Origin of the sequence: Pseudomonas shirazica (assembly GCF_015168335.1) — a bacterium.
GTDB classification, from domain to species: Bacteria; Pseudomonadota; Gammaproteobacteria; order Pseudomonadales; family Pseudomonadaceae; genus Aquipseudomonas; species Aquipseudomonas asiatica.
Window position 1 is genome coordinate 1130850 of record NZ_CP063456.1, and the last position, 17824, is coordinate 1148673.

Annotated in this window: 19 protein-coding genes; all 19 read left to right on the plus strand. The window is 63.9% G+C overall.

All coding sequences use genetic code 11. The annotated features are described in order from the left end of the window. The first annotated feature begins 8 nt into the window (after positions 1–8). The 19 genes from fliH to fliA all read left to right on the plus strand — a co-directional run bounded on the left by fliH (position 9) and on the right by fliA (position 17768). On the plus strand, positions 9–803 hold the full coding sequence (fliH, locus tag IMX18_RS05170) for a flagellar assembly protein FliH (RefSeq protein WP_015271218.1): 795 nt from the start codon (positions 9–11) through the stop codon (positions 801–803). Then, positions 793–2151 carry a flagellar protein export ATPase FliI gene (gene fliI, locus IMX18_RS05175; RefSeq protein WP_015271217.1) on the plus strand — a complete coding sequence of 453 codons (1359 nt, stop codon included), beginning with the start codon at positions 793–795 and terminating at the stop codon, positions 2149–2151. The genes fliH and fliI overlap by 11 nt, the downstream gene beginning before the upstream one ends. Before the next feature lie 6 nt (positions 2152–2157). Beyond that, complete coding sequence (gene fliJ, locus IMX18_RS05180; protein WP_015271216.1) at positions 2158–2610, plus strand: flagellar export protein FliJ; 453 nt, start codon at positions 2158–2160, stop codon at positions 2608–2610. Between the two features lie 244 nt (positions 2611–2854). Next, entirely contained in the window at positions 2855–3160 is a 306-nt protein-coding gene (locus tag IMX18_RS05185; protein ID WP_015271215.1) for an STAS domain-containing protein, read from the plus strand. 8 nt (positions 3161–3168) lie between these two features. Then, a complete protein-coding gene (locus IMX18_RS05190) occupies positions 3169–4860 on the plus strand; it encodes a fused response regulator/phosphatase (RefSeq protein ID WP_191472271.1) in 1692 nt (563 codons plus the stop codon). A 48-nt stretch (positions 4861–4908) separates the two neighbouring features. Continuing rightward, complete coding sequence (locus IMX18_RS05195; protein WP_043935791.1) at positions 4909–5256, plus strand: Hpt domain-containing protein; 348 nt, start codon at positions 4909–4911, stop codon at positions 5254–5256. A gap of 72 nt (positions 5257–5328) precedes the next feature. Next, on the plus strand, positions 5329–6591 hold the full coding sequence (locus IMX18_RS05200) for a flagellar hook-length control protein FliK (protein ID WP_137137638.1): 1263 nt from the start codon (positions 5329–5331) through the stop codon (positions 6589–6591). A 186-nt stretch (positions 6592–6777) separates the two neighbouring features. Next, positions 6778–7275, plus strand: coding sequence for a flagellar basal body-associated protein FliL (fliL, locus tag IMX18_RS05205; protein ID WP_015271211.1), 498 nt, complete (start codon positions 6778–6780; stop codon positions 7273–7275). A 9-nt stretch (positions 7276–7284) separates the two neighbouring features. Beyond that, entirely contained in the window at positions 7285–8253 is a 969-nt protein-coding gene (gene fliM, locus IMX18_RS05210; RefSeq protein WP_013973595.1) for a flagellar motor switch protein FliM, read from the plus strand. A 47-nt stretch (positions 8254–8300) separates the two neighbouring features. Further along, positions 8301–8771: a flagellar motor switch protein FliN gene (gene fliN, locus IMX18_RS05215; protein WP_003257291.1), complete on the plus strand. Its 471-nt coding sequence runs from the start codon at positions 8301–8303 to the stop codon at positions 8769–8771. 12 nt (positions 8772–8783) lie between these two features. Beyond that, positions 8784–9218: a flagellar biosynthetic protein FliO gene (fliO, locus tag IMX18_RS05220; protein WP_043936227.1), complete on the plus strand. Its 435-nt coding sequence runs from the start codon at positions 8784–8786 to the stop codon at positions 9216–9218. After that, complete coding sequence (gene fliP, locus IMX18_RS05225; protein WP_003257293.1) at positions 9218–9973, plus strand: flagellar type III secretion system pore protein FliP; 756 nt, start codon at positions 9218–9220, stop codon at positions 9971–9973. The genes fliO and fliP overlap by 1 nt, the downstream gene beginning before the upstream one ends. A 21-nt stretch (positions 9974–9994) precedes the next feature. Beyond that, the gene (fliQ, locus tag IMX18_RS05230) at positions 9995–10264 is read left to right on the plus strand and encodes a flagellar biosynthesis protein FliQ (RefSeq protein ID WP_003257294.1); all 270 of its coding nucleotides are present in this window, start codon (positions 9995–9997) and stop codon (positions 10262–10264) included. Between the two features lie 7 nt (positions 10265–10271). Then, the gene (gene fliR, locus IMX18_RS05235; RefSeq protein ID WP_015271209.1) at positions 10272–11048 is read left to right on the plus strand and encodes a flagellar biosynthetic protein FliR; all 777 of its coding nucleotides are present in this window, start codon (positions 10272–10274) and stop codon (positions 11046–11048) included. Between the two features lie 2 nt (positions 11049–11050). Further along, positions 11051–12193 carry a flagellar biosynthesis protein FlhB gene (gene flhB / locus IMX18_RS05240; protein ID WP_015271208.1) on the plus strand — a complete coding sequence of 381 codons (1143 nt, stop codon included), beginning with the start codon at positions 11051–11053 and terminating at the stop codon, positions 12191–12193. 462 nt (positions 12194–12655) lie between these two features. Beyond that, positions 12656–14785, plus strand: a complete 2130-nt coding sequence (gene flhA / locus IMX18_RS05245) for a flagellar biosynthesis protein FlhA (RefSeq protein ID WP_015271207.1) — start codon at positions 12656–12658, stop codon at positions 14783–14785. 11 nt (positions 14786–14796) lie between these two features. Then, positions 14797–16104 carry a flagellar biosynthesis GTPase FlhF gene (gene flhF / locus IMX18_RS05250; protein WP_015271206.1) on the plus strand — a complete coding sequence of 436 codons (1308 nt, stop codon included), beginning with the start codon at positions 14797–14799 and terminating at the stop codon, positions 16102–16104. Positions 16105–16197: 93 nt separating this feature from the next. Continuing rightward, on the plus strand, positions 16198–17031 hold the full coding sequence (fleN, locus tag IMX18_RS05255) for a flagellar synthesis regulator FleN (RefSeq protein ID WP_003254408.1): 834 nt from the start codon (positions 16198–16200) through the stop codon (positions 17029–17031). Further along, a complete protein-coding gene (gene fliA / locus IMX18_RS05260; protein ID WP_003257298.1) occupies positions 17028–17768 on the plus strand; it encodes an RNA polymerase sigma factor FliA in 741 nt (246 codons plus the stop codon). The genes fleN and fliA overlap by 4 nt, the downstream gene beginning before the upstream one ends. Positions 17769–17824: the final 56 nt, after the last annotated feature.

The window sequence follows — 17824 nt, forward strand, 5'->3', positions numbered from 1 at the left end:
ATGACAGCATGCCCACCAAAGAACATCACCCCAGCGACCTGATCCGCGCCCGCGACCTCGAGGGCGTGGACGTATGGGCGCTGCCCAGCTTCGACCCGGAACCCGAGCCTGAGCCCGAACCGGAGCCGGAACCCGAGGTAGTCGAGGAAGAAGTCGAGGAAGTGCCGCTGGAAGAAGTCCAGCCGCTGACCCTGGAAGAACTCGAGGCCATCCGCCAGGAAGCCTACAACGAAGGCTTTGCCACCGGTGAGCGCGAGGGCTTCCATAGCACCCAGCTCAAGGTCCGCCAGGAAGCCGAAGAGGCCCTGAAGACCAAGCTGGAAAGCCTCGACCGGCTGATGACCAACCTGATGGAACCGATCGCCGAGCAGGACACGCAGATCGAGAAGGCACTGGTCCACCTGGTCGCTCACATGACCCGCCAGGTAATCGGTCGCGAACTGCGGAGTGATTCCAGCCAGATCACCCAGGTACTGCGCGAAGCGCTCAAGCTGCTGCCCATGGGCGCTGACAATATCCGCATCCATCTCAACCCGCAGGATTTCGAGCTGGCCAAGGCCCTGCGCGAGCGCCATGAGGAAAGCTGGCGGCTGCTAGAAGACAGCGCGCTGCTGCCGGGCGGCTGCCGTATCGAGACCGCGCACAGCCGCATCGACGCGACCATGGAAACCCGCATCGAGAAAGCCGTGGCGCAACTGTTCGATCAGTTGCACGACCATTCGCTGCACCCGGCAGCGCCGGACATGTCGGTAGACCTGGACAGCCTGCCAGAGCGTGCCGTGGGTAGCCCGGATGCATCTTGAACGCACCAGCTTCGGCAAACGCCTGGGCAGTTATGCCGAGGCCATCGAACTGCCGGCCCAGCCCATCGTCGAAGGCCGCCTGCTGCGCATGGTTGGCCTCACCCTGGAAGCCGAAGGCCTGCGCGCTGCAGTCGGCAGCCGCTGCCTGGTAATCAACGACGACAGCTACCACCCGGTGCAGGTGGAGGCCGAAGTCATGGGCTTTGCCGGGCCCAAGGTATTCCTCATGCCGGTCGGCAGCATTGTCGGCATCGCCCCCGGCGCGCGGGTGGTGCCGCTGGATGACAGCGGCCGCCTGCCCATGGGCATGAGCATGCTCGGCAGGGTGCTCGACGGCGCCGGTCGCGCGCTGGATGGCAAGGGCGGGATGAAGGCCGAGGACTGGGTGCCGATGGACGGCCCGGTGATCAACCCGTTGAACCGCGACCCCATCAGCAAGCCGCTGGACGTGGGAATTCGCAGCATCAATGGCCTGCTCACGGTCGGTCGCGGCCAGCGCTTGGGCCTGTTCGCCGGTACCGGTGTGGGCAAGTCGGTGTTGCTGGGCATGATGACCCGCTTCACCGAAGCCGAAATCATCGTCGTCGGCCTGATCGGCGAGCGGGGTCGCGAGGTCAAGGAATTCATCGAGCATATCCTGGGTGAGGAAGGCCTCAAGCGCTCGGTGGTGGTCGCTTCGCCCGCCGACGATGCGCCGCTGATGCGTCTGCGCGCCGCCATGTACTGCACACGTATTGCTGAGTACTTCCGCGACAAGGGCAAGAACGTGCTGTTGCTGATGGACTCGCTGACCCGTTTCGCCCAGGCCCAGCGTGAAATCGCCCTGGCCATCGGCGAGCCGCCGGCCACCCGGGGTTACCCGCCGTCGGTGTTCGCCAAGCTGCCCAAGCTGGTGGAGCGGGCCGGCAACGGCGAGCCAGGTGGTGGTTCGATCACCGCGTTCTATACCGTGTTGTCCGAGGGCGACGACCAGCAGGACCCGATTGCCGACGCGGCGCGTGGTGTGCTCGATGGCCACTTCGTGCTGTCGCGGCGGTTGGCCGAGGAAGGCCATTACCCGGCTATCGACATCGAAGCCTCGATCAGTCGGGTCATGCCTCAGGTGGTCGATGCCGACCATTTGCGCCAGGCGCAAAAGTTCAAGCAGCTGTGGTCGCGCCTGTCGCAAAGCCGTGACCTGATCAGTGTGGGGGCCTACGTGGCGGGTGGCGACCCGGAAACCGATCTGGCCATTGCCCTGCAGTCGAAGCTGGTGGAGTTTTTGCGCCAGGGCCTGCGCGAGAGCGTGGGCATGGCGCAAAGCCGCGAACAGTTGGGGGCGATCTTTGCGCCCCCGGCGGGCGGTTGATAGGCCATGGCGCTGCCCGGACGTGCCGCGCGCCTGGCGCCGGTGGTGGACATGGCCGAAGAGGCCGAGCGCCAGGCGGCCCAGCGCCTTGGGCAGTTCCAGCAGCAGGTGGCCGCGGCCCAGGCCAAGCTTGCCGAGCTCGAGCGGTTTCGCGAGGATTACCAGTTGCAGTGGATCAACCGCGGCGGGCAGGGGGTAAACGGTAGCTGGCTGGTCAATTACCAGCGCTTCCTCGGGCAGCTGGAAACGGCCATGACCCAGCAGCGCCAGAGCCTGGTCTGGCACCAGAACAACCTCAACAACGCCCGAGGCACCTGGCAGCAGGCCTATGCCCGGGTGGAAGGCCTGCGCAAGCTGGTACAGCGCTATCTGGAGGAAGCCCGGCGGGCCGAAGACAAGCGCGAGCAGCGCTTGCTTGACGAGCTGTCACAACGCCTGCCGCGGCAGAATCACCTTTAAGCTGCCCATTGGGCTTGCGCGGTACCCTGTAGGAGCGGCCTTGTGTCGCGAAAGGGGCGCGCAGCGGCCCCAGGATTTCAGCTTCGCAGCAAATATCGCCGGGGCCGCTCTGCGGCCCTTTCGCGACACAAGGCCGCTCCTACACTGGGTGCACCGCATATGGGAATGGCATGCTTGCCACCCCCGGCATCGCCTGCTAAACCTTTAAGGAGTTGCATCCGCCATCATCGAAGGAATCGCTAGCATGGCAGTCGAGACGGATTTTTCGCAGGACGGGAAAAAGCTGACAATAAAGATCAAGGGGCGCTTCGATTTCGGCAAGCACCAGGAATTTCGCGACGCCTACGAACGCCAGCCCAACCGGCCAGATTCGGTGGTCGTCGACCTGAAGGACACTACCTACCTCGACAGTTCCGCGCTCGGCATGCTGCTGTTGCTACGTGACCATGCGGGCGGCGATGAGTCGGATGTGCGTGTGGTGCATGCCAGCTCCGACGTGCGCAAGATCCTCGCCATCTCCAATTTCGAAAAGCTCTTCGATATCAGTTGAGCGCCGACATGCCGGCCGAACAGGCGTTGACCGTGCTGGTGGCTGAAGACGGTGCCGCCGACCGCCTGCTGCTGGCGCAGATCGTGCGCCGTCAAGGTCATCAGGTACTTACCGCGGAAAACGGCGAGCAGGCGGTGGCGTTGTTCGTCGAGCGGCGCCCGCAACTGGTGCTGCTGGATGCGCTGATGCCGGTGATGGACGGCTTCGAGGCGGCGCGGCAGATCAAGGCCCTGGCCGGCGAAGCGCTGGTGCCGATCATTTTCCTGACTTCATTGAACGAGGAGGAAGGCCTGGTGCGCTGCCTGGAGGCAGGGGGCGACGACTTCATGGCCAAGCCCTACAGTGCGGTGATTCTCGGCGCCAAGATCCGCGCCATGGACCGCCTGCGCCGGCTGCAGGCCACCGTGATGGAGCAGCGTGACCAGATTGCCCGGCACCACCACCACCTGCTCAACGAGCAGCGGGTTGCCAAGGCGGTGTTCGACAAGGTGGCCCATTCCGGCTGCCTTGCCGCGCCCAACATCCGCTACCTGCAATCGCCGTATGCGCTGTTCAATGGCGACCTGATGCTGGCCGCGTTCACTCCGTCCGGTGACATGCGAGTGCTTCTCGGCGATTTTACCGGCCACGGCCTGCCAGCGGCGGTAGGGGCGATGCCGCTGGCTGAAGTGTTCTACGGCATGACTGCCAAGGGCTACGGCATGGCGCAGGTCCTGCGCGAGATGAACGCCAAGCTCAAGCGCATCCTGCCGGTGGACATGTTCTGTTGTGCGCTGCTGCTCAACCTGAGCATGCAGCGCGGTTCGGTGGAGGTGTGGAATGGCGGCATGCCTGATGGCTATCGCCTGGCAGTAGATGGCCAGGTGCTGTCGGCGCTGGGTTCGCGGCACCTGCCGCTGGGCATCCTGAACGCCGAGCGTTTCGATGACAGTACCGAAGTGTTGCCGATGGCGCCGGGTGAACGCCTGCTGCTGCTGTCGGACGGCGTGCTCGACACGGCCGACGACCAGGAGCGCCTGTTCGGTGTGCAGCGCCTGCACAGGGTGCTGGCCGACAACCGTGACCCGGCGCGGCTGTTCGACGAAGTGATGCAGGCTCTGGAGCGCTTTGGCGGGCGCCCGCGCGATGACATCAGTCTGTGCGACATTCGTATGTTCAGTGCCGAGGAGCGGGTGCCGGCGCCGATGATCTACTCTGATAGCGGTCGTTCCAGCCCGCTGGACTGGTCGCTGGGGTTCGAAGTGCGGGGCGAGAGCCTCAAGCGCTTCAACCCGGTGCCGTATCTGGTGCAGTTGTTGCAAGAGATTCACGGCCTGCGTGCGCGCACCGGCAACCTGCACAGTGTGCTCAGCGAGCTGTATTCAAACGCCCTGGAGCATGGCGTGCTGGGTCTGGACTCGCAGCTCAAGCGCGATAGACAAGGCTTTGCCGACTATTATCAGGAACGCGCCCGGCGCCTTGGGGTGCTGACCGACGGTTACGTGCGCATCGATTTCAAGGTTGAACCGCATGCCGACGGCGGGCGTCTGATGATCGAGGTCCGTGACAGTGGTGCCGGGTTCGATGTGCAGCGCGTGCTGTCGCGGCCCACGCTGGAGCAGGGGCTGAGTGGGCGTGGCCTGAATTTGGTAAGGCGGCTGGCCAGCAGCGCTTGCTGGAGTGAGGGCGGGCGTTGCGCGCATGTGGAGTTCGTCTGGTGAGCCACGGGTTGGCTCGGGCATAATCTGGCTTGATCAAGGAGTGAACAAGTGACTGACATGCATATTGACCATAAGGTACTCAGCGACCTGCGTGAGGTCATGGAAGATGGCTACCTGCAGTTGGTGCAAACCTTTCTTGACGACTCCGAACGGCGCCTGGGCCAGCTGCATGCGGCCAAAAGTGCCGAAGAGCTCGGTTCTGCGGCCCACAGTTTCAAGGGCAGCAGCAGCAACATGGGCGCGATTGCATTGGCCAGCCTGTGTCAGCAACTGGAGGAGCGCGCGCGGCGGCCTCCGCTGTATGGCATCGAGGACCTGATCAACCGCATCGACCTGGAGTTCGTCGAGGTGCAGCGCTTCTACCGAGGTGAGCAGCAACGCATTTCGGCAGGTTGATACACGACTTGGCGCGAGTCTTGCCTGTCTCTGGCTGGATGATTTTTTTGTTTCTGGCGCGGAGACCGCTCGATGCCTGTCGCACCCAACCCATTGTTGCAAGGCAACGCCATTGCCAACACCTCGCGTTCTGCCGCCGCACAGGCCGACAAGCCGCTGCAGGCGCCGGGCGACAAGGGCGACGGCTTTGGCCAGGTGATGGCCCGGCAGGGCCGCGACAAGGCCGCGGGGCAGGACGACAAGGTCGCTCAGGCCAAGCCCAAGGACAAGCTTGAAGCGGCACAGGGCGGCAAGAAAGGCGCTGCCGACAAACCCGCGGTTGCCGATGACGGCAAACAATTGCCAGCCGACGACCAGGCCCAGGCCGACACCGGCTTGCGCGATGCCAGCCTGGTGGCCGGCCAGGTAACCGACGCCCAGCCTGGCGCTCAGCTGATCCAGGCGCAGGCCGAGGCGGTGGCGCCGGTGTTGCAGGCCGCCGCAGCGCAGGTCACCGCCGAGCTGCCCGAGGAGCCGGCCGCCGAGGAAGCCTTCGATCCCGACGCCGACCCTCTGGCCAACCTGCCGACCTTGCGCCTGGCGCTGGAGCAAAGTGCCCAGGCCAAGGGGGCGACCTCGGCACATGCCCTGGATCCTTCGCAGGCTCAGGGCGAGGAGGGTCAGGCCGCCGTCAATACCTTGGCGAATCTGGTCGAGAATGCCGAGGGTGAAACGGGCGAGCCTGGCGACAAGGCCTTTGCTGCCTTGCTCGAAGATGGTCTGAAGGACACCAAGGGCGCTGGCAGCGATACGCGCATCGACGATTTCGCCAACCGCCTGGCCAGCCTGACCCAGGCCGCGACGGCCAAGACCGCCAATGCCGTGCCGGCCAACGCCAGCCCGTTGCACCAACCGCTGCCGATGAACCAGAACGCTTGGGCCGAGGGCTTGGTCAACCGGGTCATGTACCTGTCCAGCCAGAACCTCAAGTCGGCGGATATCCAGCTGGAGCCGGCGGAACTGGGCCGTCTGGACATTCGCGTCAATGTTGCGACGGACCAGTCGACCCAGGTCACCTTCATCAGCGGCCACGCCGGCGTGCGTGACGCCCTCGACAGCCAGGTGCACCGGCTGCGCGAGCTGTTCGCCCAGCAGGGGCTGGCACAGCCGGATGTCAACGTGGCCGACCAGTCGCGCGGGCAGCAGCAACAGCAGCAGGGGCAGGCGCAGGGCAGCAACCTGTCCGGGGTGGCGGCGCGCCGGGCCGAGCAGGGCGGGGCAGAGGCAGTCGATAGCGCCCGGCCTGTGGAGCAGCAGGTGGTTGTTGGCGACAGTGCGGTCGATTATTACGCCTGATATTTCTTTTTTCCGAACCGACCTCTTCGCAGCACAAGGCTGCTCCTACAAAGAAATGCGTTCCCTGTAGGAGCAGCCTTGTGCTGCGAAGAGGTCGGTTCAGGCATTCCAGTTCCATTCTGGCATAACACTTGCTCAAGCCAAGCCATCCTCCCTTGAACCCCCGATGGACGACGGATTATTGGCATGGCGAAGAGCGAAGCAGTCAAAGACCCCGCCACTAAAGGCAAACTCAAGCTGATCCTGCTGGCAGTAGTGGGCCTGTTGCTGGCGATCGGCCTTTCGGTGGGCGCTACCTGGTTCATCATGCACAAGAGCGAGCCAGCCCCAGCCGCCGACCCTGCAGCCAGCAACGTCAAGCCAGCGGCCATCTACGAAGCATTGGCCCCGGCCTTCGTGGTCAACTTCAACCAGAACGGTCGCCAGCGCTACATGCAGGTGAGCATCACCCTGCAAGCGCGCAACCAGGCCGACCTGGATGCGCTCAAGGTGCACATGCCGGTCATCCGCAACAACCTGGTGATGATGTTCTCCGGGCAAGGCTTCGACACCCTGGCCGGTAGCCCGGTGGGACAGGAAATGCTGCGCCAGAAGGCCACTGCAGTGGTCCAGGAAGTGGCGCAGAAGGAAGTCGGCAAGCCGGTCGTCGACCAGTTGCTGTTCACCAATTTCGTATTGCAGTAGGAGTCCGCAATGGCCGTACAGGACCTGCTGTCCCAGGATGAAATCGATGCCCTGTTGCATGGCGTCGACGACGGGCTGGTGCAGACCGAGAGTGCATCCGAGCCTGGCAGCATCAAAAGCTACGACCTGACCAGTCAGGACCGTATCGTGCGGGGTCGCATGCCGACCCTGGAAATGATCAACGAGCGCTTCGCCCGTTACACCCGTATCAGCATGTTCAACCTGCTGCGCCGCTCCGCCGACGTGGCGGTGGGTGGCGTGCAGGTGATGAAGTTCGGTGAATACGTGCACTCGCTGTACGTGCCGACCAGCCTCAACCTGGTCAAGATCAAGCCGCTGCGCGGCACTTCGCTGTTCATCCTCGATGCCAAGCTGGTGTTCAAGCTGGTGGACAACTTCTTCGGCGGCGATGGCCGCCATGCCAAGATCGAAGGCCGCGAGTTCACCCCCACTGAATTGCGCGTGGTGCGCATGGTGCTGGACCAGTGCTTCGTCGACCTCAAGGAAGCCTGGCAGGCAATCATGCCGGTCACCTTCGAGTACATGAACTCCGAGGTCAACCCGGCCATGGCCAACATCGTCGGCCCCAGCGAGGCGGTGGTGGTGTCCACCTTCCACATCGAGCTGGACGGCGGTGGCGGCGACCTGCACGTGACCATGCCGTACTCGATGATCGAGCCGGTGCGGGAAATGCTCGACGCCGGTTTCCAGTCCGACCTGGACGACCAGGACGAGCGCTGGGTCAAGGCCCTGCGCGAGGACGTGCTGGACGTGGCCGTGCCGCTGACCGCCACCGTAGCCCGGCGCCAGCTGAAGCTGCGCGACATCCTGCATATGCAGCCTGGCGACGTGATCCCGGTGGAGCTGCCCGAGCACCTGGTGCTGCGTGCCAACGGCGTGCCGTCGTTCAAGGCGCGCCTGGGTTCGCACAAGGGCAACCTGGCGCTGCAGATCATCGACCCGATCGAACGCCGCTGACGGCGTGCCGGTCGCACATAACGAATTGAATGCCTGTCGAGGAAACCATGGCTAACGAAAACGAGATCACCTCCGCAGAGGACCAGGCACTGGCCGATGAATGGGCTGCGGCACTGGAAGAAACCGGTGCAGCCGGCCAGGCCGATATCGATGCACTGCTGGGTGGTGACACCGGAAGCAGCACCGGCGGCGCGGGCCGCCTGCCGATGGAGGAGTTCGCCAGCTCGCCGAAGCCGAACGAAAACGTCAGCCTCGAAGGCCCTAACCTGGACGTGATCCTGGATATCCCGGTGAACATTTCCATGGAAGTGGGCAGCACCGAGATCAACATCCGCAACCTGCTGCAGCTCAACCAGGGCTCGGTGATCGAGCTCGACCGCCTGGCCGGCGAACCGCTTGACGTGCTGGTCAACGGCACGCTGATCGCCCATGGCGAGGTGGTGGTGGTCAACGAGAAGTTCGGCATCCGCCTGACCGACGTGATCAGCCCCAGCGAACGTATCAAGAAGCTGCGCTGAGTGAAGGGCACGATGCGCGCCATCGCGGCGGCTGCCGCGCTGCTCGCCAGCCAGGCTTGCCTGGCAGCGGCCACGCCGGCGGCAACCCCGGCAACCGCGCCTGGCAGCCTGGGTGGGCAGCTGGCGCAGATGGTCTTCGGCCTGCTGCTGGTGGTCGGCCTGATCTTCTTCCTGGCCTGGTTGCTGCGGCGCATGCAAAGCACGGCGGTAAAGGGCGGGCAGGTGATCGAGATCGTCGGCAGCCGGGCCATCGGCCCGCGTGATCGGCTGCTGCTGGTGCAAGTGGGCAAGGAGCAGATCCTGATTGGCCATACCCCTGGCAGCATCGAGGCCCTGCATGTGCTGGCCGAACCCGTGGAAGTGCCTGAAAACGCCCGCCAGGCGACGCCGGAGTTTGCCCAGCGGCTGATGGAGCTGATGGGCAAGGACCCTAAGGACAAGAAGTGATGAGTGGCGCGCTGCGTGTGTTGTTGACTCTGGCGCTGCTGCTGGCTGCGCCGCTGGCCCTGGGTGCCGACCCGCTGTCGATCCCGGCCATTACCCTGTCCAATACCGCGGACGGGCAGCAGGAATATTCGGTCAGCCTGCAGATCCTGCTGATCATGACAGCGCTCAGCTTCATCCCGGCGTTCGTCATCCTGATGACCAGCTTCACCCGCATCATCATCGTGTTCTCGATCCTGCGTCAGGCCCTGGGCCTGCAGCAGACGCCGTCGAACCAGCTGCTGACCGGCATGGCGCTGTTCCTGACCATGTTCATCATGGCGCCGGTGTTCGACCGGGTGAACCAGGACGCCCTGCAGCCGTACTTGAAGGAGCAGATGACCGCCCAGCAGGCCATCGACAAGGCCCAAGGGCCGCTCAAGGACTTCATGCTGGCACAAACCCGGCAAAGCGACCTCGACCTGTTCATGCGCCTGTCCAAGCGTACCGACATCGCCGGCCCGGACCAGGTGCCGCTGACGATCCTGGTGCCGGCGTTCGTGACATCCGAGCTGAAGACCGCGTTCCAGATCGGTTTCATGATCTTCATCCCGTTCCTGATCATCGACATGGTGGTAGCCAGCGTGCTGATGGCCATGGGCATGATGATGCTGTCGCCGCTGATCATCTCGCTGCCGTTCAAGATCATGCTGTTCGTGCTGGTCGATGGCTGGGCGCTGATCATGGGTACCCTGGCCAGCAGTTTCGGCGGCGTCTGACGCCGTCAAGGAGAGCCGCCGATGACACCTGAAGTCGCTGTCGACCTGTTCCGTGATGCCTTGTGGCTGACCACCCTGATGGTCGCCATACTGGTGGTGCCCAGCCTGCTGGTGGGCCTGGTGGTGGCCATGTTCCAGGCCGCCACCCAGATCAACGAACAGACCTTGAGTTTCCTGCCGCGCCTGCTTGTAATGCTGGTCACGCTGATCATCGCCGGGCCGTGGCTGGTGCAGAAGTTCATGGAGTACTTCACCAGTCTCTATACCAACATTCCTCAGCTGATCGGTTGACGCGCCGATGCTGGAGCTGACCGACACGCAGATCGGCACCTGGGTCGCGACCTTCATCCTGCCGTTGTTCCGGGTGACGGCGGTGCTGATGACCATGCCGATCTTCGGCACCCGTATGCTGCCGGCGCGGGTGCGCCTGTACGTGGCAGTGGCCATCACGGTGGTGATCGTCCCGGCCCTGCCGCCCTTGCCCGAGTTCGACCCGTTGAGCCTGCGCGGCCTGCTGCTGTGTGCCGAGCAGGTCATCGTCGGGGCGTTGTTCGGGTTGTCGTTGCAGTTGCTGTTCCAGGCTTTCGTGATCGCAGGCCAGATCGTCGCGGTGCAGATGGGTATGGCCTTCGCATCGATGGTCGACCCGGCCAACGGCGTCAACGTCGCGGTGATCAGCCAGTTCATGACCATGCTGGTGAGTGTGCTGTTCCTGCTGATGAACGGCCATCTGGTGGCGTTCGAGGTACTGACCGAAAGCTTCACCACCTTGCCGGTAGGCAACGCGCTGGTGGTCAATCAGTTCTGGGAGCTGGCGGGGCGCCTGGGTTGGGTATTCGGTGCCGGCCTGCTGCTGATCCTGCCGGCTATCGCCGCGCTGCTGGTGGTGAACATCGCTTTTGGCGTAATGACGCGTGCCGCGCCGCAGTTGAACATTTTCTCCATCGGTTTTCCGCTGACCCTGGTCATGGGCATGTTCATTTTCTGGGTCGGCCTGGCCGACATACTTTCCCATTACCAGGCATTGGCCAGCGAAGCGCTGCAATGGCTGCGTGATCTGGCAAGGGCGCGCTGAGCATGGCGGAAAGCGAAAGCGGTCAGGACAAGACAGAAGAACCCACCGACAAGCGCAAGCGCGATGCCCGCGAGAAAGGCGAGATCGCGCGTTCCAAGGAGCTGAACACGGTGGCGGTGACCTTGGCCGGCGCCGGTGGCCTGCTGGCGTTCGGCGGCCACCTGGCCGAGACACTGCTGGCGATCATGCGCATGAACTTCAGCCTGACCCGCGACTTCATCGTCGATGAACGTGCCATGGGTGCCTTCCTGCTGGCCTCGGGCAAGATGGCCATCTGGGCGGTGCAGCCGATCTTGATCCTGTTGTTCGTGATTTCCTTCGTCGCGCCGATAGTCCTGGGCGGTTTCCTGTTCTCCGGTAGCCTGCTGCAGCCGAAATTCAGCCGCATGAATCCCCTGTCGGGGATCAAGCGCATGTTCTCGATGAACGCCTTGACCGAGCTATTGAAGGCGCTCGCCAAGTTTTTCGTGATCCTGGTCGTGGCGGTGGTGGTGCTGGTCAACGACCGCCAGGCGCTGCTTGCGATCGCCAATGAGCCGTTGGAGCAGGCGATCATCCATAGCCTGCAGGTGGTGGGCTGGAGTGCGTTGTGGATGTCGGCCGGGCTGCTGTTGATTGCGGCGGCGGACGTGCCGTTCCAGCTGTGGCAGACGCACAACAAGCTGAAGATGACCAAGCAGGAAATCAAGGACGAATACAAGGACAGCGAAGGCAAGCCCGAGGTCAAGCAGCGTATTCGCCAGCTTCAGCGTGAGGCTTCGCAGCGGCGCATGATGGCGGCTGTGCCCGAAGCCGACGTGATCATCACCAACCCGACGCATTATGCGGTGGCCTTGCAATACGACCCTGAGAAAGGCGGGGCAGCGCCGTTGCTGCTGGCCAAGGGGACGGATTTCATTGCCCTTAAGATTCGCGAGATTGGGGTGGAGCACAAGGTCCAGATCCTCGAATCGCCGGCGTTGGCGCGGGCGATCTACTACTCCACCGAGCTCGAGCAGGAAATCCCTGCCGGGCTTTACCTGGCGGTGGCGCAGGTGCTGGCCTATGTGTTCCAGATCCGCCAGTACAGGGCGGGCAAGGGCAAGCGGCCAGAGCCGCTGAAGGACGACCTGCCGATTCCGCCGGACCTGCGTCGCGACAGTTGACCGGTGTTCGCCATGCCATTTCAGCGCCTGTGAAATCGAGCGCCGCCCACGCGGCGCTTCGCGGGGCAAGCCCGCTCCCACATTTGTTGCAACGTGCCAAACCTGTCAGGCCATGGTTGCCTGCCTTGGTGGGATGACTGGATTTCTGAGTTGGCATTGCTGCTGCATCACCTATCTCAAGCCCTGCACCCCGGCTGACAACACCTCTCCCACAGGCATGGCCACGTTGCAACAAATGTGGGAGCGGGCTTGTCCCGCGAAGCGCCGCGCGGGCGGCGCTCGATTTCATAGGCGCAGAAAGCGTCAAGGCGAACACCCGCGAAGCGCCGCGCGGGCGGCGCTCGATCTCGCAGGCGATAAAACCCTCAGGGTGAACACCATCGAGCAAAGTTGGAAAGCTTCTTGCAATGCCAGCGCCAGGCGCCCCCTGTGCGTCAAAGTTTTGCATCAAGAGGACTCGCGGTGGATCGCACTCAGTTAATCAGCAACGCCCGTAACAACCTGGCCGGGCTCGGTCGGGGCAACCTGGGTGTGCCGCTGTTGCTGCTGGTGATGTTGGCAATGATGATGTTGCCGATACCGCCGTTCCTGCTCGATGTGTTCTTCACTTTCAACATCGCCCTGTCGATCGTGGTCCTGCTGGTCTGCGTCTACGCCCTGCGCCCGCTCGACTTCGCCGCGTTCCCCACCATCCTGCTGGTGGCCACGCTGTTGCGCCTGGCCCTGAACGTGGCCTCCACCCGGGTTGTGATGCTGCATGGCCAGGAGGGGCACGGCGCCGCCGGCAAGGTGATCCAGGCCTTCGGCGAGGTGGTGATCGGCGGTAACTACGTGGTCGGTGCCGTGGTGTTCGCCATCCTCATGATCATCAACTTCGTGGTGGTGACCAAGGGTGCCGGGCGTATCTCGGAAGTGAGCGCGCGTTTCACCCTCGACGCCATGCCCGGCAAGCAGATGGCCATCGACGCCGACCTCAACGCCGGCCTGATCGACCAGGCCCAGGCCAAGCACCGTCGTGCCGAAGTGGCGCAGGAGGCGGAGTTCTACGGTTCGATGGACGGTGCCAGCAAGTTCGTCCGCGGTGACGCCATCGCCGGCCTGCTGATCCTGTTCATCAACCTGATCGGCGGCATGCTGATCGGCATGCTGCAGCACGGCATGAGCTTTGGCGATGCCGGCAAGGTGTACGCCTTGCTGACCATCGGTGACGGTTTGGTGGCGCAATTGCCATCACTGCTGCTGTCGACCGCTGCCGCGATCATGGTTACCCGCGCCTCGGGCTCCGAGGACATGGGCAAGCTGATCAACCGGCAGATGTTCGATTCGCCCAAGGCCCTGGCGGTGTCCGGCGCGCTGATGATCGTTATGGGCCTGGTGCCGGGCATGCCGCACGTGGCCTTCCTCAGCCTTGGCCTGCTGGCCGGGGGTGGCGCGTACCTGGTGTGGAAGAAACAGCAGAAGGCCAAAGCGCAGGCGCTGCAGGAAGCGCAGCGCCAGCAGGACCTGCTGCCATCGCCACAACGCGCGCTGGAAACCAAGGAGCTGGGCTGGGACGACGTCACACCGATCGACATGATTGGCCTGGAGGTCGGCTACCGGCTGATCCCGCTGGTCGATCGCAACCAGGGTGGCCAGTTGCTGGCGCGGATCAAGGGTGTGCGCAAGAAGCTGTCGCAAGACCTGGGCTTCCTCATGCCCACCGTGCACATCCGCGACAACCTTGACCTGCAGCCCAGCGCCTATCGCCTGACCCTGATGGGGGTGATCCTGGCCGAAGCCGAGATCTACCCGGATCGCGAACTGGCAATCAACCCGGGGCAGGTGTTCGGTACCCTCAACGGCATTGCCGCGCGTGACCCGGCGTTTGGCCTTGAAGCCGTGTGGATCGATGTCGGCCAGCGCTCCCAGGCGCAGTCGCTGGGCTACACCGTGGTCGACGCCAGTACCGTGGTGGCCACCCACCTGAACCAGATTCTGCAGAAGCACTGCCACGAGCTGATCGGCCATGAAGAGGTCCAGCAACTGCTGCAGGTGTTGGCCAAGGCATCGCCTAAACTTGCAGAAGAGCTGGTGCCGGGTGTCATTTCGTTGTCGGGCCTGCTCAAGGTGCTGCAGGCGCTGTTATCGGAACAGGTACCCGTACGCGATATCCGCAGTATCGCCGAGGCGATCGCGAACAACGCCGGCAAGAGTCAAGATACCGCCGCGCTGGTGGCGGCGGTGCGCGTCGGATTGTGTCGCGCCATCGTGCAAAGCATTGTCGGCGTTGAGTCGGAGCTGCCAGTGATTACCCTGGAGCCAAGGTTGGAACAGATTTTGCTCAATAGTCTGCAAAGGGCCGGGCAAGGTCAGGAAGACGGTGTTCTTCTGGAGCCGAGCATGGCCGAGAAGCTGCAGCGTTCGCTGATCGAGGCGGCCCAGCGCCAGGAAATGCAGGGCCAGCCGGCCATCCTCCTGGTCGCCGGCCCGATCCGCGCCATGCTGTCGCGTTTCGGCCGCCTGGCTGTACCGAATTTGCATGTTCTGGCGTATCAGGAAATACCGGACAACAAGCAAGTCACCATCATTGCCACCGTGGGCCCTAACGGCTGAGGTAGGGGATAATGCAAGTTAAGCGATTTTTCGCCGCCGATATGCGTCAGGCCATGAAACTGGTCCGTGATGAGCTGGGCGCCGATGCCGCCATCATCGGCAACCGTCGCATCGCCGGCGGTGTCGAGCTGACGGCCGCGCTGGACTACAAGCTGTCCGCCCTGGCCCCCCGTGTGCCCAACGCCGAACTGGAAGAAGAGCTGCGCAAGACCCATACGCGCATCGCCACTGCCCAGGCCGAGCTGGGCCACCGCCAGGATAGCAGCGACAACAACCGCCAATTGTTCGCCGGGCAGTCGCTGACCGCCGCCGAGCCGTTGATCGAACCGCATGTCGATGTTCCCGAGGCTGCTGCAGCGCCTGCGTCGGCGCCGGTCGACCCGCGCCTGTTCGATGCCATGCGCTCCGAGCTGTCGGGCCTGCGCGAGCTGCTGGAAGTGCAGCTCGGCTCGCTGGCCTGGAACCAGCTGCAAGGCAGCAAGCCGCAGCAGGCCACCGTCTGGCGCCGGCTGCAGCGTATCGGCCTGTCCGGGCCGATCGCCCGTGAGCTGCTGGACCTGACTGCCGAGATCGACGAGCCACGCCAGGCCTGGCGCATGTTGCTTGCGCATCTGGCGCGGATGATCGAAATCCCCGAGGTCGAGCCGATCGAAGAGGGTGGGGTGATTGCCATGGTCGGCCCGGCCGGCATGGGCAAGACCACCACCCTGGCCAAGCTGGCCGCCCGCTACGTGCTCAAGTACGGCGCGCAGAACCTGGCGCTGGTGAGCATGGACAGCTTCCGCATTGGCGCCCAGGAGCAGCTCAAGACCCTGGGCCGCATCCTCAACGTGCCGGTGACCTACGTCGACCCGGGCCAGTCGCTTGCTGCGGCGCTGGAGCCGCTGCTGCGCAAGCGCGTGGTGCTGATCGATACCGCCGGCCTGCAGGCCAGCGACCCGGCCCTGCGCATGCAACTGGATACCCTGGCCGGGCGTGGCATTGCCGCGAAGAACTACCTGGTGCTGGCCACCACCAGCCAGAAGCAGGTGCTGACCGCCGCCTACCACAGCTACAAGCGCTGCGGCCTGGCCGGTTGCATCCTGACCAAACTCGATGAAACGGCGAGCCTTGGCGATGTGCTGAGCCTTGCCATCAGTCATGAACTGCCAGTGGCCTACCTGACCGACGGGCCGCGCATTCCTGACGACCTGCACCTGCCTCGGGGGCACCAGTTGGTCTCCCGCGCGGTCAATGTGCAGCAGCAGGACGAGCCCAGCGAAGAGGCCATGGCCGATATGTTCGCTGATCTCTATCACAACCCACGGCGAGCGGGTTGATGATGAAATGTGTGCAAGGTAGCTATGCCAAGGGGTACGCAGAATTGCCCTACGTGTGGCCTGAGTCCCAGCGAGACAAGGTAAAGAACAGACATGGGTAGCATGCATCCCGTACAGGTGATCGCCGTGACCGGTGGCAAAGGTGGCGTCGGCAAGACTAACGTTTCAGTGAACCTGTCCCTGGCGCTGGCCGAGCTTGGCCGCAGGGTCATGCTGCTCGACGCCGACCTGGGCCTGGCCAATGTCGACGTGCTGCTGGGCCTTACCCCCAAGCGGACCCTGGCCGATGTCATCGAAGGGCGCTGCGAGCTGCGCGACGTGATGTTGCAGGGCCCCGGTGGTGTGCGCATCGTGCCGGCTGCCTCGGGCACGCAGAGCATGGTGCACCTGGCCCCGGCCCAGCATGCCGGGCTGATCCAGGCGTTCAGCGAAATCGGCGACAACCTCGACGTGCTGGTGATCGACACTGCGGCCGGTATCGGTGATTCGGTGGTCAGCTTCGTCCGCGCCGCCCAGGAAGTGCTGCTGGTGGTATGCGATGAACCCACCTCGATCACCGATGCCTACGCCCTGATCAAGCTGCTCAATCGCGACTACGGCATGAACCGTTTCCGCGTGCTGGCCAACATGGCGCAGAGCCCGCAGGAAGGCCGTAACCTGTTCGCCAAGCTGACCAAGGTCACCGACCGTTTCCTCGACGTTGCCCTGCAGTATGTGGGCGCTGTGCCGTATGACGAGTGTGTGCGCAAGGCGGTGCAGAAGCAGCGTGCCGTGTACGAAGCCTTCCCACGCTCCAAATGCGCGCTGGCCTTCAAGGCGATAGCCCAGAAGGTCGACAGCTGGCCGCTGCCGGCCAACCCGCGTGGCCATCTGGAGTTCTTTGTCGAGCGTCTGGTGCAACCCACCAGCGCGGGTCCAGTGCTATGAACGCCAGCGGTTTCAAGATGTACAGCCGAGCGTCGAAAGACGCCCAGTACGAGCTGATCGAACGCTACGCCCCGCTGGTCAAGCGCATCGCCTACCACCTGCTGGCGCGGCTGCCGGCCAACGTGCAGGTCGAGGACCTGATCCAGGCCGGCATGATCGGCCTGCTGGAAGTGGCCAACAAGTACGACGCCAGCAAGGGCGCCAGCTTTGAAACCTACGCCGGCATCCGCATCCGCGGGGCCATGCTGGACGAAGTGCGCAAGGGCGACTGGGCACCGCGTTCGGTGCACCGCAACACCCGCATGGTCAGCGACGCGATGCGTGCGGTTGAAGCCAGAACCGGCCGTGACGCTAAAGATCATGAAGTTGCTGCCGAACTCCAATTGAGTCTCGATGATTACTACGGGATCTTGAACGATACCCTGGGCAGCCGCCTGTTCAGCTTCGACGACCTGTTGCAGGACGGCGAGCACGAAGGGCTGCATGAGGATGGCGCCAGTGGCCAGGTAGAACCTGCGCGCGGCCTGGAGGACGAGCGCTTCCAGGCCGCCCTGACCGAGGCCATCTCCAACCTGCCGGAGCGTGAGCGCCTGGTGCTGGCGCTGTACTACGACGAAGAGCTGAACCTCAAGGAAATCGGTGAGGTGCTGGGGGTCAGCGAGTCGCGGGTCAGCCAGTTGCACAGCCAGTGTGCCGCGCGCCTGCGCAGCCGCCTGGGGGAATGGCGGGCGCGTTGAGCCCGCTGTCGTTGCAGTCGTTTTCTACGTTGTACCGAATTGTGAATGCGCGCTCG

What these genes read in the sequence shown, in the direction of transcription:
- flhF (WP_015271206.1), top strand. Translation starts at nt 14,797, where the DNA reads ATGCAAGTTAAGCGATTTTTCGCCGCCGATATGCGTCAGGCCATGAAA.
- fleN (WP_003254408.1), top strand. Translation starts at nt 16,198, where the DNA reads ATGGGTAGCATGCATCCCGTACAGGTGATCGCCGTGACCGGTGGCAAA.
- fliN (WP_003257291.1), top strand. Translation starts at nt 8,301, where the DNA reads ATGGCTAACGAAAACGAGATCACCTCCGCAGAGGACCAGGCACTGGCC.
- fliO (WP_043936227.1), top strand. Translation starts at nt 8,784, where the DNA reads ATGCGCGCCATCGCGGCGGCTGCCGCGCTGCTCGCCAGCCAGGCTTGC.
- fliL (WP_015271211.1), top strand. Translation starts at nt 6,778, where the DNA reads ATGGCGAAGAGCGAAGCAGTCAAAGACCCCGCCACTAAAGGCAAACTC.
- fliM (WP_013973595.1), top strand. Translation starts at nt 7,285, where the DNA reads ATGGCCGTACAGGACCTGCTGTCCCAGGATGAAATCGATGCCCTGTTG.
- fliH (WP_015271218.1), top strand. Translation starts at nt 9, where the DNA reads ATGCCCACCAAAGAACATCACCCCAGCGACCTGATCCGCGCCCGCGAC.
- fliR (WP_015271209.1), top strand. Translation starts at nt 10,272, where the DNA reads ATGCTGGAGCTGACCGACACGCAGATCGGCACCTGGGTCGCGACCTTC.
- fliJ (WP_015271216.1), top strand. Translation starts at nt 2,158, where the DNA reads ATGGCGCTGCCCGGACGTGCCGCGCGCCTGGCGCCGGTGGTGGACATG.
- IMX18_RS05190 (WP_191472271.1), top strand. Translation starts at nt 3,169, where the DNA reads ATGCCGGCCGAACAGGCGTTGACCGTGCTGGTGGCTGAAGACGGTGCC.
- fliA (WP_003257298.1), top strand. Translation starts at nt 17,028, where the DNA reads ATGAACGCCAGCGGTTTCAAGATGTACAGCCGAGCGTCGAAAGACGCC.
- fliP (WP_003257293.1), top strand. Translation starts at nt 9,218, where the DNA reads ATGAGTGGCGCGCTGCGTGTGTTGTTGACTCTGGCGCTGCTGCTGGCT.
- IMX18_RS05200 (WP_137137638.1), top strand. Translation starts at nt 5,329, where the DNA reads ATGCCTGTCGCACCCAACCCATTGTTGCAAGGCAACGCCATTGCCAAC.
- IMX18_RS05185 (WP_015271215.1), top strand. Translation starts at nt 2,855, where the DNA reads ATGGCAGTCGAGACGGATTTTTCGCAGGACGGGAAAAAGCTGACAATA.
- fliI (WP_015271217.1), top strand. Translation starts at nt 793, where the DNA reads ATGCATCTTGAACGCACCAGCTTCGGCAAACGCCTGGGCAGTTATGCC.
- fliQ (WP_003257294.1), top strand. Translation starts at nt 9,995, where the DNA reads ATGACACCTGAAGTCGCTGTCGACCTGTTCCGTGATGCCTTGTGGCTG.
- flhB (WP_015271208.1), top strand. Translation starts at nt 11,051, where the DNA reads ATGGCGGAAAGCGAAAGCGGTCAGGACAAGACAGAAGAACCCACCGAC.